General features: G+C 74.4%; 13 protein-coding genes. 5 read left to right on the top strand and 8 right to left on the bottom strand.

From position 1 onward, the window contains the following. Nucleotides 1–25 precede the first annotated feature (25 nt). Nucleotides 26–1,303 (top strand): tyrosine--tRNA ligase, encoded by a 1,278-nt coding sequence (gene tyrS, locus ACHZ99_RS00925; protein WP_420302343.1) that lies wholly within the window; start codon nucleotides 26–28, stop codon nucleotides 1,301–1,303. A 3-nt stretch (nucleotides 1,304–1,306) separates the two neighbouring features. Here tyrS and ACHZ99_RS00930 read toward each other — a convergent pair whose 3' ends face one another. After that, on the bottom strand, nucleotides 1,307–1,588 hold the full coding sequence (locus ACHZ99_RS00930) for a GlsB/YeaQ/YmgE family stress response membrane protein (protein WP_420302344.1): 282 nt from the start codon (nucleotides 1,586–1,588) through the stop codon (nucleotides 1,307–1,309). 173 nt (nucleotides 1,589–1,761) lie between these two features. Here ACHZ99_RS00930 and ACHZ99_RS00935 point away from each other — a divergent pair, with 173 nt between their 5' ends. Both ACHZ99_RS00935 and ACHZ99_RS00940 read left to right on the top strand, forming a co-directional pair. Continuing rightward, on the top strand, nucleotides 1,762–2,157 hold the full coding sequence (locus tag ACHZ99_RS00935) for a DUF3099 domain-containing protein (protein WP_420302345.1): 396 nt from the start codon (nucleotides 1,762–1,764) through the stop codon (nucleotides 2,155–2,157). 177 nt (nucleotides 2,158–2,334) lie between these two features. Then, a complete protein-coding gene (locus tag ACHZ99_RS00940) occupies nucleotides 2,335–2,631 on the top strand; it encodes a hypothetical protein (protein ID WP_420302346.1) in 297 nt (98 codons plus the stop codon). A gap of 113 nt (nucleotides 2,632–2,744) precedes the next feature. Here ACHZ99_RS00940 and moaA read toward each other — a convergent pair whose 3' ends face one another. Continuing rightward, nucleotides 2,745–3,734 (bottom strand): GTP 3',8-cyclase MoaA, encoded by a 990-nt coding sequence (gene moaA / locus ACHZ99_RS00945; RefSeq protein WP_420302347.1) that lies wholly within the window; start codon nucleotides 3,732–3,734, stop codon nucleotides 2,745–2,747. Nucleotides 3,735–4,002: 268 nt separating this feature from the next. Between moaA and ACHZ99_RS00950 the strand changes: the two genes are divergently transcribed. Next, entirely contained in the window at nucleotides 4,003–5,523 is a 1,521-nt protein-coding gene (locus ACHZ99_RS00950; RefSeq protein WP_420302348.1) for a S8 family peptidase, read from the top strand. A 46-nt stretch (nucleotides 5,524–5,569) separates the two neighbouring features. Here the strand turns inward: ACHZ99_RS00950 and ACHZ99_RS00955 are convergent, their stop codons facing one another. Both ACHZ99_RS00955 and ACHZ99_RS00960 read right to left on the bottom strand, forming a co-directional pair. Beyond that, entirely contained in the window at nucleotides 5,570–6,346 is a 777-nt protein-coding gene (locus ACHZ99_RS00955) for a lysoplasmalogenase family protein (protein WP_420302349.1), read from the bottom strand. Nucleotides 6,347–6,405: 59 nt separating this feature from the next. After that, entirely contained in the window at nucleotides 6,406–7,302 is an 897-nt protein-coding gene (locus tag ACHZ99_RS00960; RefSeq protein WP_420302350.1) for a sigma-70 family RNA polymerase sigma factor, read from the bottom strand. Nucleotides 7,303–7,385: 83 nt separating this feature from the next. Between ACHZ99_RS00960 and ACHZ99_RS00965 the strand changes: the two genes are divergently transcribed. After that, complete coding sequence (locus ACHZ99_RS00965) at nucleotides 7,386–7,835, top strand: carboxymuconolactone decarboxylase family protein (RefSeq protein WP_420302351.1); 450 nt, start codon at nucleotides 7,386–7,388, stop codon at nucleotides 7,833–7,835. A gap of 27 nt (nucleotides 7,836–7,862) precedes the next feature. On the opposite strand, the gene ACHZ99_RS00970 is transcribed toward ACHZ99_RS00965, so the two are convergent. From ACHZ99_RS00970 to ACHZ99_RS00985, 4 genes are all read right to left on the bottom strand, one after another. Beyond that, on the bottom strand, nucleotides 7,863–8,213 hold the full coding sequence (locus tag ACHZ99_RS00970; protein ID WP_420302352.1) for a hypothetical protein: 351 nt from the start codon (nucleotides 8,211–8,213) through the stop codon (nucleotides 7,863–7,865). Nucleotides 8,214–8,547: 334 nt separating this feature from the next. Continuing rightward, nucleotides 8,548–9,420, bottom strand: coding sequence for a sterol desaturase family protein (locus tag ACHZ99_RS00975; RefSeq protein WP_420302353.1), 873 nt, complete (start codon nucleotides 9,418–9,420; stop codon nucleotides 8,548–8,550). Nucleotides 9,421–9,557: 137 nt separating this feature from the next. Beyond that, nucleotides 9,558–10,499, bottom strand: a complete 942-nt coding sequence (locus ACHZ99_RS00980) for a LysR family transcriptional regulator (RefSeq protein WP_420302354.1) — start codon at nucleotides 10,497–10,499, stop codon at nucleotides 9,558–9,560. 119 nt (nucleotides 10,500–10,618) lie between these two features. Next, the gene (locus tag ACHZ99_RS00985) at nucleotides 10,619–11,038 is read right to left on the bottom strand and encodes a hypothetical protein (RefSeq protein WP_420302355.1); all 420 of its coding nucleotides are present in this window, start codon (nucleotides 11,036–11,038) and stop codon (nucleotides 10,619–10,621) included. Nucleotides 11,039–11,162: the final 124 nt, after the last annotated feature.

An 11,162-nucleotide genomic window follows, 5' to 3' on the forward strand; every position in this document is an offset into this window, starting at 1 on the left:
TCGAGTTCGAGGAGATACGAGAGACGTGACGGACATCGTCGACGAGCTGCGGTGGCGCGGGCTGCTGGCCCTGTCCACCGACGAGGACGCCCTGCGCAAGGCGCTCGCGGACGGGCCCGTCACGTTCTATTGCGGCTTCGACCCGACGGCGCCCAGCCTGCACGTCGGCCACCTGGTGCAGGTCCTGACCGTACGGCGGCTACAGCTGGCCGGGCACCGGCCGCTGGCGCTGGTCGGCGGCGCGACGGGCCAGATCGGCGACCCGAAGCCGGACGCGGAGCGCACGCTGAACGACCCCGGGGTCGTCGCCGGCTGGGTGGAGCGGGTCCGCGCGCAGATCGAGCCGCTGCTCGACTTCGAGGGCCCGAACGCGGCCCGGATGGTCAACAATCTGGACTGGACCGCGGGTCTGTCCGCGATCGAGTTCCTGCGGGACGTCGGGCGGCACTTCCGGGTGAACAAGATGGTCGCCAAGGAGGCCGTCGCCCGCCGGCTGGAGTCCGAGGAGGGCATCAGCTATACCGAGTTCAGCTACCAGATCCTGCAGAGCCTGGACTTCCTGGAGCTGTACCGGCGGCACGGCTGCACGCTGCAGACCGGCGGCAGCGACCAGTGGGGCAACCTGACGGCGGGCACCGACCTGATCCACCGGGTAGAGCCCGACGCCGTCGTGCACGCGCTGGCGACGCCGCTGATGACGAAGGCGGACGGCACGAAGTTCGGCAAGACGGAGGGCGGCGCGGTCTGGCTCGACCCGGAGCTGACGACCCCGTACGCCTTCTACCAGTTCTGGCTGAACGTCGACGACCGCGACGTCGACCGCTACCTGCGCATCCTCAGCTTCCGGGGCCGCGAGGAGCTGGCGGAGCTGGCGCGGCAGACCGCGGAGCGGCCGCAGGCGCGGGCCGCGCAGCGGGCGCTGGCGGAGGAGCTGACGACGCTGGTGCACGGCGCGGAGCAGTGCGCCGCGGTGATCGCCGCGTCGCGGGCGCTGTTCGGGCAGGGTGAGCTGGGCGAGCTGGACGAGGCGACGCTGCGTGCGGCGCTGGCGGAGGTGCCGCACGCGCGGGTCACCGAGCTGGGGCCGGTGGTGGAGCTGCTGGCCGAGGTGGGGCTGGCGCCGAGCAGGTCGGCGGCCCGCCGGACGGTCAAGGAGGGCGGCGCGTACGTGAACAACGTGAAGGTCACGGGCGAGGACGCCGTGCCGGCCGCGGCGGACCTGCTGCACGGCCGCTGGCTGGTGCTGCGCCGCGGCAAGCGCAACCTGGCCGCGGTGGAGCTGGCGGCGCCCGGGGCCGGCTGACGGTCAGCGGGGGCTGCGCTTCTTGTGGCCCCGCATCCCGTCGTACAGCGGGGTGCCCAGGGCGACGACGGCCACGGCGCCGGCCAGTTGCAGGATGTGCCGGATCCAGTCGATTCCCTTGGTGTCGTCCACGCCGATCCCGGAGGCCACGGCGTTGCCGGCGATGGCCCCGATGACGCCGAAGACGGTGGTCAGCCAGAGGGGAATGGCCTGTTTGCCGGGCAGGATGGCCCGGGCGATGACGCCCAGGATCAGACCCACGATGATGGCCCACAGCCAGTTCATGTCGCCTCCTCGTGCGGCGGTGTCCGCCCGCGGTGCCAGTTTCCTGCGATGTCCCGGGGAGCGCATTCCGGCCACGGCCGTTCGGGTTGCGGGCCGGGCTGCGCCGCCCCGGCGTCGTGGGACGGCCCTGTGCGGCGTACCGTGGGGAGTACCCGGTAGCTGGGGGGTGGAGCGTGAAGCGGAAGCACCACGGCGATGCCGCCGTGTTCCGGATCACCGGCGCGCGGCAGAGCCTGGACGACGACGTACGTGGCCGGCAGCGGCGGTACGTGATCTCCATGATCGTCCGTGCCGTGTCGGTGGTGGCCGCCGCGCTGCTCTGGAACGTCGAGCGGCACATCGCGATCGTGGCCCTGGTCCTCGGCATGTTCATCCCGTACTTCGCGGTCGTCATCGCGAACGCGGGCCGGGAGAACGTCCGTTCGCTTCCGTCCACCTTCGCCGTCACCCCGCCACGGACAGTGATCGCGCCGCCGCCGCGGACCGCGCGGGCGCCCGAAACCCCAGGTGACCGGGGTCAGGCCGGGAGCGAGTCGACGACCAGCGACAGCGCTCCGCCGACCGTTTGATCACCAAGCGCGCAAGCTCAGAAAAACCTCAAATCAAATATGCGGATCCGGTGCCGAGCGGGCGGCCTCGCGTGACATACTTCGTACGCGCTCCGCATCCCCCGTCGGAGCGACGGACCGACGCCGGGCGGCTCCCCCCGTGGCTGCCCGGCGTCGCCCTTTTTCCGGGACGTACTCTTGGACCCTGTGAACACCGCTGACCCCGCTCTCCTCTGCTCCGCCAAGGGCTGCCGTGCGCCCGCGGTGTGGGTGGTCGCCTGGAACAATCCGAAGCTGCACACGCCGGAGCGCCGCAAGACCTGGCTCGCGTGCGACGAGCACCGCGAATATCTCAGCCGCTTTCTGAGCCTGCGCGGCTTCCTCAAAGAGGTCGTGACGCTGGCGGACTGGCAGGACGCGGAGAAGAGCGCGGCACGTGACGCCGGACCGGGCGCCGGACAGGAAGCCGGGAAGGGCGAACCGGAAAACGGCTGAAAGCCCGCCGTCCGCGGGGCCGCCGGGCACCCGCCCGTCTGCCGCCTAGCGCCTGCCGTCTGCCGCCTCCCACCTGCCGCCCGGCCGCCCGACCTTCGGGCGGCCGCGCCGCGTCACCCGCCGATCGCGGACATCGGCCGGTCCGGCTGGACGAACGCCGGGTCGTCGAGCCCGGCGCCCGCCTTCTTGCCCCACATCGCCTCCCGCCACAGCAGCGCTATCTCCGCGTCCGGCGCGCCGGCGCGCAGCGCGCCCCGCAGGTCGGTCTCCTCGCGGGCGAACAGGCAGTTGCGCACCTGCCCGTCGGCGGTCAGCCGGGTGCGGTCGCAGGCGCGGCAGAAGGGGCGGGTGACGGAGGCGATGACGCCGACGCGGGCCGGGCCGCCGTCCACCGTCCAGCGCTCGGCGGGCGCGGAGCCGCGCGCCGCGTCGCCCTCCGGGGTCAGCTCGAAGCGGGTGCGCAGCGAGGCGAGGATGTCGCCGGCGGTGATCATGCCGTCGCGCTGCCAGCCGTGCTGGGCGTCGAGGGGCATCTGCTCGATGAACCTCAGCTCATAGCCCTCGGCGACCGCCCAGGCGAGCAGGTCGGGGGCCTCGTCCTCGTTGAGCCCGGGCATCAGGACGCTGTTGACCTTCACCGGTTCGAGGCCGGCTGCGCGCGCGGCGGCGAGGCCGCGGAGCACGTCGGCGTGGCGCTTGCGCCGGGTGAGCCGCTGGAACACGTCGGGCCGGAGGGTGTCCAGCGAGACGTTGACCCGGTCGAGGCCGGCGGCCTTCAGGGCGGGGGCCGTACGCTCCAGGCCGATGCCGTTGGTCGTCAGGGAGAGCCGCGGGCGGGGGGCGAGGGCGGCGCAGCGCTCGACGATGCCGACGAGCCCGGGGCGCAGCAGCGGCTCGCCGCCGGTGAAGCGCACCTCGGTCACGCCCAGCTCGGTGACGGCGAGGCGGACGAGGCGGACGATCTCGTCGTCCGTGAGCAGCTCGGGCTTGCCGAGCCAGCTGAGCCCTTCTTCCGGCATGCAGTACGTGCACCGGAGGTTGCAGCGGTCGGTGAGCGAGACGCGCAGGTCACTGGCGACTCGTCCATAGGTGTCACGCAGCATGGTGACGGCCCTCCCACGGCGGTTCCTGACCTTTCGCAGCCTACGCCAGGGGCCTGACATTCAACAGTTTGTTGCGTTCCCGGCGGCCCGGGCTCCCGCCGTACGCGGGTGCCGAGGGGGCCGCGTGGGGCCTGACGTGCACGACACGCCAAAAGACACTGCGGGGCGATGTATTGATGGGCGCGGGTGATCAGCGCTAGTTTCGCTTGCCGTGTACCTGACCGCGGATGCGTCCGCGGCGGATTCCGACTGATGATCTGGAGATCCCATGGCTCATCTCCGACCCCGCGGCCGGCGCCTGCTGGCAGTGCCCCTGGGGCTGACCCTCGCGGCGGCGCTCGCCCTCCTGCCGGGGGCGGCCTCCGCCGCGTCGGCTCCCGAGCCCGGTGGCGGCTCCGCGGCGGCCGACGAGACCCTTTCCTACGTGGTCAACACGCGGACCGACCACAGGACGATCGACCGGGTCGAGGACGCCATCGCCGACGCGGACGGCTCGGTGGTCGTCGCGTACAAGAAGATCGGCGTGTTCGTCGCCCACTCCACCAACCCGGACTTCGCGGAGGAGCTGCGCGACGTGCGCGGCGTGCAGTCCGCGGGCGCGACCCGTACGGCGCCGCTGAAGCCGTCGGGGACGCTGGAGACCAGCGCGCCGGACGTCTACGAGGGCGCGGCCCAGGCCCGTTCGGAGGATCCGGACGTCGAGCCGCTGGAGAACGAGCAGTGGGACCTGCCGGCCATCGGCGCCGACAAGGCGCACAAGGTCACCACCGGCAGCCGGGACGTGACCGTCGGCGTCATCGACACCGGGGTGGACGACACCCACCCCGACCTCAAGGCCAACTTCTCGGCCGAGCAGTCCGCCAGCTGCGTCGGCGGCGTCGCCGACACCAGCGAGGGCGCCTGGCGGCCGTTCGACCCGCAGGGCGACTACCACGGCACGCACGTCGCCGGTGAGATCGCCGCGGCGCGCAACGGCGTCGGCGTGGCCGGCGTCGCGCCCGGCGTGCAGGTCGCCTCGCTCAAGGTCAGCGAGCCCGACACCGCGCTGTTCTTCGCCGAGGCCGTGGTCTGCGCCTTCGTCTTCGCGGGCGACAACGGCATCGAGATCACCAACAACAGCTACTACGTGGACCCGTGGCTCTACAACTGCCTCGACGACCCCGACCAGCGGGCCATCGTCGACGCCGTCAACCGGGCCTCGAAGTACGCCATGAACAAGGGCACCCTGCACTTCGCCGCGGCCGGCAACTCCAACGACGACCTGGCCTCCGACGAGATCGTGGACGACTCCAGCCCCGACGACAGCACGCCGGTGGAGCGCACGATCGACCCGTCCGAGTGCTGGGACGTGCCGACGCAGCTGCCGGGCATCGTCACCGTCTCGGCGACCGGCGTGAACGACGACAAGTCGTACTACTCCAGCTACGGCAAGCGGGTCGTGGACCTCGCCGCACCCGGCGGCGACGGCTACCAGATCCCGGACACGCCGTCGAAGAACGGCCGCATCCTGTCCACCCTGCCGGAGAACAAGTACGGCTGGCTGCAGGGCACCTCGATGGCCACCCCGCACGCCGCGGGCGTCGCCGCGCTCCTCAAGAGCGAGCACCGGTGGCTCTCCCCCACCCTGCTGCACCTGATGATGAAGGGGCAGGCGGACAACCCGGGCTGCCCGGACTTCTACGACCCGGACGGCAACGGCGTGGAGGACTCCACCTGCACCGGCGGCGAGCGGTTCAACGGCTTCTACGGGGCCGGGATCGTGGACGCGTACGACGCGGTACGGCGGTGAGCGCCGGCCGGTGACGTAGCACGGCTCCGGGCCGGGCGGCGGTGCCTCAGGGCGCCGCCGCCCGGCCTTCGCCGTCCGCAGGCGCGGGCGCGGGCGGCGGCGCGGGTGCGGGCGCGGGCCCGGCCGCCGGCGCGGAGCGGCGCAGCACGCCGTCCGCGATGAGGTACTGGGCGGCCAGGTACGTCGCCATCACCCAGAACCCGGCGGCCGGCGGCTGCGGCCGGTCCGCCAGACCGGCGGCGATGAGGGTGTCGGAGAGCAGGAAGAGCGCGCCGCCGGCGCCGGCGCGCGGCCCGAACCGGACGGCGCAGAGGGCCATCGCGGCGAGCAGCAGGCTGTACGCGGCGACCGGCCCGCGCAGCCCCGGTTCGAGCCCGGTCCACAGCGCCGCGACGCCGGCCGCCCAGGCGGCCCCGTACGCGACGGCGAGCCGCCGCTCCGGCCCGCGGGCGAGGCGGCGGCCGGCCCGCCGGAACAGCGTCAGGTAGCAGACGTGCCCGGCGGCGAACGCCCCCATCCCGGCCAGGAACGGCCCGTCCCCGCCCACCTGAAGCAGCACGTCCCCGGCCCACCCGCAGAGCAGCCCGGCGAGCAGCGCCCGCGGCGCGCCGCGGGCGGCGGCGCAGGCGGCGAGCGCGGGCATCAGCAGCGGCTTCGTCCCGTGCACGAGCCACCCGGCCCCGGCCAGCTGCCCGACCAGTTGCGCCGCGGCGGCCGCCGCGAACACCCCGGCAGCGCCCCGCGCCACGGCCCCGCGCCGCACCCGGGGGCGCCGGCGGGGGCGCGGGCGGGGCCCGCGGGCGGGCACGGCGGCTTCGGTCACGGGCTCAGTCTGGCGCACGGACCGCCGCACGTCTGCCCGGCCTGCCGACCGGCCGCGGGCTACCCGCCCCGCGGCGGCTCCGGCAGGTCCAGCCGGGCGAGCACCGCCGGGTCGAGCACGATGCGGATCGCGGTGATCCGCCCGCCGGCGACGGTGAACCCGAGCACCGCCTGCGGCGCGCCGTCCTCGTGCCGCGAGAGAAGCCCGGGCCCGCCGTCCACGAGCACCGCCTGCCCCCGCGCACCGGCCCGGGCGGACACCTGCGCGCCGGTGGCGACCCGGGTGGCGCCGAGGGTGACGGAGGTGCCGTCGGGGGTGTCGACCGTCAGCCGCACCTCGGGATGGAGGACGCGCAACAGCTCCTCGAAGTCACCGCCCCGCGCCGCCGCGAGGAACGCCTCGACCACCGCCCGCTGCTCAGGACCGGCCCCGGCCGGGCGCTCACTCGACCGCACCTTCCGGCGGGCGCGGCTGGCGAGCATCTTGGTGGCGCCGCTGGACCTGCCGAGGATCCGGCCGATCTCGTCGAACGGCACGGCGAACAGGTCGTGCAGCACGAACGCCAGCCGCTCCGCGGGCCCGAGCGACTCCAGCACGACGAGCAGCGCCAGCCCGACGGAGTCGGCGAGCACCGCGTCGTCCTCGGGCACGGGGCCGTCGTCGAGCGCCACGACCTCGGGGAGCCGGTCGTCGTAGGCCGTCTCGGGGCGGGTCTGGCGGGCCCGCAGGACGTCCAGGCAGATGCGGCCGGTGACGGTGGTCAGCCAGCCGGGGAGGTTCCGGATCTCCGCCGCGTCCTGCCGGGACAGCCGCAGCCACGCCTCCTGGACGGCGTCCTCGGCGTCGGCGTGCGAGCCGAGCATGCGGTACGCGACCGAGCGCAGCCGGCCGCGCTGCGCCTCGAAGGCCGCGGCGGCCGCGTCTGCCTCGGCGGCCTCGGCGGTGGGGTCGGACATGCTGGTTACCTTCCTCGGTTCCGCTCCGTCATGGGGGTGACGGGCCCGAAGGGGCACAGGTAACCGATGAAGGAGCAGGACCGATGGAAGCACGCACGACGAGCCCGGCCAACCCCGACGTGTTGACGGGGATCAAGCACCTCTACAAGGCGATCCACGCCGGCGGCGTGGACCAGCGGGTGCTGTCGCTGGTGCACCTGCGCACCAGCCAGATCAACGGGTGCAGCCCGTGCGTCTTCGCGACCGTGCAGGCGGCGAAGAAGGCCGGCGAGACACACGAGCGACTGCACCACGTGGCCGCCTGGCGCGACACCCCGTTCTACACCGAGGCGGAGCGCGCGGCCCTCGCCCTGGCGGAGGCCGCCACCCGGCTCCAGGACGACGCGCCCGGGGTGACGGACGAGGTCTGGGACGCGGCGGCGGAGCACTTCAGCGAGGAGCAGCTGGGCTCGATCACCCTGGAGATCGCGCTGACGAACTTCTTCAACAGGATCAACCGCACGGTCCGGGAGCAGGCCGGGAAGACCTGGTGAGCGCGGGCGGGGCCACGGGGCGGGACTTCACGCCCCGGGCGTGGGGTGGGGCACGTCCGAGACGTGGTCGAGCCAGCCCACGCAGGCCCAGGCCAGAAACCCCAGGGCGAGCAGCGCCGCCGCGACGGGCAGCAGCGCGAGGGCGCCACGCGAGCGGTGCCGCAGAGCGGCGGCCGTGAGCGCCCAGACGGCGCCTGCGCCGGCCGGGACGCCGAAGAGCATGATCGGCAGCTCCACCCAGAGCACGCTGAGATCCTGCCCCTCGCCCTCGAAGCCGCCGGTCAGCATCGGCTTGGCGCCGTACGACCACGCGAAGAGGCCGGTTGCGGCACCGGCCAGGAGGACGAGACAGCCGATGGCGGGCGGTCGGTAGTTCATGCCCCGTACGGACGCAGCACGGCGGCCGCCGGTTCGGTCTGCGGGACGGTGGAGGCCGGGAGCGGGGGCGGGGCGGTGTCGGGGCGGTGTCCGGTCGCCGGGTGGAGCGGCGCCGGGGCGGGGGGTCGGTACCGGGGTGGAGCCCCACCCCGGCACACCGACCGCCCCCGGCCCCCCAACGCAGGCCGCCGCCCGACCCGGCCCCCGTACGCACGGCCGCCCACCCCGGCACCGCCCCAACCACCCCGGCACCGCACCACCCGACGACCACCCCCACCCCGGCACCACCCCAACACCGGACCCCCGGCGACCGGCGGACGGACCCGCCGACGGCTCACCTGCCCTGCAACACCTGCGCCGACCCCGCCCCATCGGCCCGCGGCGGCTGCCAGCCGGGCGGGCGGAACACGTGGGACAGCCGCTCGCCCCAGGTGCGGGACGCGCGTACGTCGCGGGCGATGGCCGCGTACTCGTGGGTGGCGACGCGCAGCGGGTTGTACGTCGTGATGTTCTTCGTGAGCCCGTACCGGCAGGGCTCGCCCTCGGGTGCGAAGGAGCCGAAGAGGCGGTCCCAGACGATGAGGATGCCGCCGAAGTTGCGGTCCAGGTAGTTGCCCTGGGAGGCGTGGTGGACGCGGTGGTGGGAGGGGGTGTTGAAGACCGCTTCGAAGGGGCGCCAGAGGGTGCCGATGCGCTCGGTGTGGATCCAGAACTGGTAGACGAGGTTGGTCGAGGAGCAGAAGGCCAGCGCCGCCGGGTGCACGCCTGCGGCGACCATCGGCAGGTAGAACACCCATGAGGTGAAGCCCGTCCAGGGCTGCCGCAGCGCGGTGGTGAGGTTGAACTTCCGGCTGGAGTGGTGCACCACGTGGCAGGCCCACAGGATGCGGATCACGTGGTGGCCGCGGTGGGACCAGTAGTAGAAGAAGTCCTGCGCGAGCAGCATCGGCAGCAGCGTCCACCACTCGACCGGCACCCGCAGCGGCGTCAGCTCGTGGACCCCGGCGTAGATCGCCACGATGGGGATCTTCCACAGGAGGTCGAAGACGATGCTGCCGAGCCCCATGGTCATGCTGGTCGCGGCGTCCTTGGACGCGTAGCCGGCCGCGTCGTCGTCGGGGTGCAGCCGGTAGCTCACCGCCTCGACGACGGTGAGCAGCAGGAACGCAGGTATGGACCAGAGCACCACATCCGGCAGATTGGGCATGTTCCGCACGATAGAGCGGAGTCGGGACCGGCACCAGACGTGGTTACCGGCAAGTCAAATAACTTCGGCCGGCCGCGGCAGGCGGGGCGCCTGCGGGGCGCCGGCGGGGTGCCGGCCGGTGCGGCGGATCGCCGGGGTCAGGCGGTGGGGGCGGGGGTGCGGCGGGGGCGCAGGGTGGGGGTGGCGGGGAGCTGGTCGGTGTGGCGGCGGGCCAGGCGGAGTACGGCCCGCAGCGTGGGCTCCGCCGAGCCGGGGTCCGCGCGCCAGCGGGCCTCGATGGCCACCGGGCCGGGGCGGGTGGCCAGCGGGAGGTCGACGAGGCCGCCGTCCTCCAGGTCCCGTACGACCGCCAGCCGCGGCAGCAGCGCGAGGCCGCGGCCGTGCGCGGCCAGCCGGCGCAGCGCGGGCAGGGAGTCGGCGGCGGTGGCGGTGCGGGTGCGGGCGGGGAGGTCGCGGCTGAGGCGGTCGTAGAGCAGGGTGGAGCTGCAGCCGGGCTCGGCGACGAGGAAGTCCGCGGCCAGCACGTCCGCCTCCGTCACCTCCGCCGCGTCCGCGAGCGGGTGGGCCGGGCCCGCGACGACCACCACCTCTTCGTGGCCGACGACGGCGCTGGGGCCCGCCGCCCGGCTGCCGTCGTCGAAGTGGAAGGCGAGGTCCAGTTCCCCGGCGGCCAGCTGCTCCGCGAGCAGGGCGCGCGGGCCGACGACGACGCTGATCTCGGCGTCGGCGTCCGGCCCGCCGGCGCCGTAGTGCAGGGCGGTGACGATGTCCGGCAGCCACTCGCCCGCCAGTGTCTCCGGCGCCCCGATGCGCAGCCGGGGCCGGGAGGCGGCGGCGGCGCGGCGCATGCGTTCGTCGACCTCCAGCGCCTCGCGCGCGTACGGGAGCAGCCGGCGGCCGGCGTCGGTGAGGGAGGCGCCGGTGGAGGTGCGGACCACGACCGTCACGCCGAGTTCCTGCTCCAGCCGGCGCAGTTGGGCGCTGAGGCTCGACTGGGCGTAGCCCAGGCGCTCGGCGGCTGCCGATATCCCGCCGGACTCGGCCACCGTCACGAATGCGCGCAGATATCGTGAGTCCACCGTGGGATCGTGTCACCGCCCTCTTCGCCCGCGCCATCACTTTTTTGCATGCACGCGCCACACCCTACGGGCGGCCTCCGGTGTGAAGTGGCCCAGGGGGGCGGGCAGTTGAACCGCCCTCACGCCGCGGCGTCGAATCCGAAGGCGTCCAGATCGATCCCGGACCACGCCAGCTCGATGAGCACGTCCACCGCCCGCCGGCCGTCCGGCACCTCGGCGATCAGCACCGCCGGGTCGGCGCCGGGCAGCGGGGGCGCGTCGAGGACGAGCGCGAGCAGCCGGCGCGCCTCGGAGCGGCGCGCGGGCTCGCACAGCCGCAGCCGCAGGTGCCGCGTCTGCCCGGCCGCCGGCCGCCACGCCCCGGCCGCCCCCGACCCGGCCGCCTCCCACTGCCCGGTCTCCCACTGCCCGGTTTCCGGCCGCCCGGGCTCCGGCCGCGCGGCCTCCCACTGCCCGGCGGCGCGCCGCCCGGCGGGGCGCGGCGCCGTCGGCCGCGGGATCCGTACCCGCTGGTTTCCGTCCGCTCCGTGAAGGGGCATGGTGGGTCTCCCGTCTGCCGTGCGCTGCCGGCCGTCCTCGGCCGGCTGCCGTCGGGCTCCACGATCCGCCTCTCCCCCGCCGTCCGTCATCGTCCGCCGAGCGGCTCCCGCGCTGCCGTCCGGG

This window comes from Streptomyces sp. MAR4 CNX-425, from assembly GCF_048656465.1.
GTDB lineage: Bacteria > Actinomycetota > Actinomycetes > Streptomycetales > Streptomycetaceae > Streptomyces.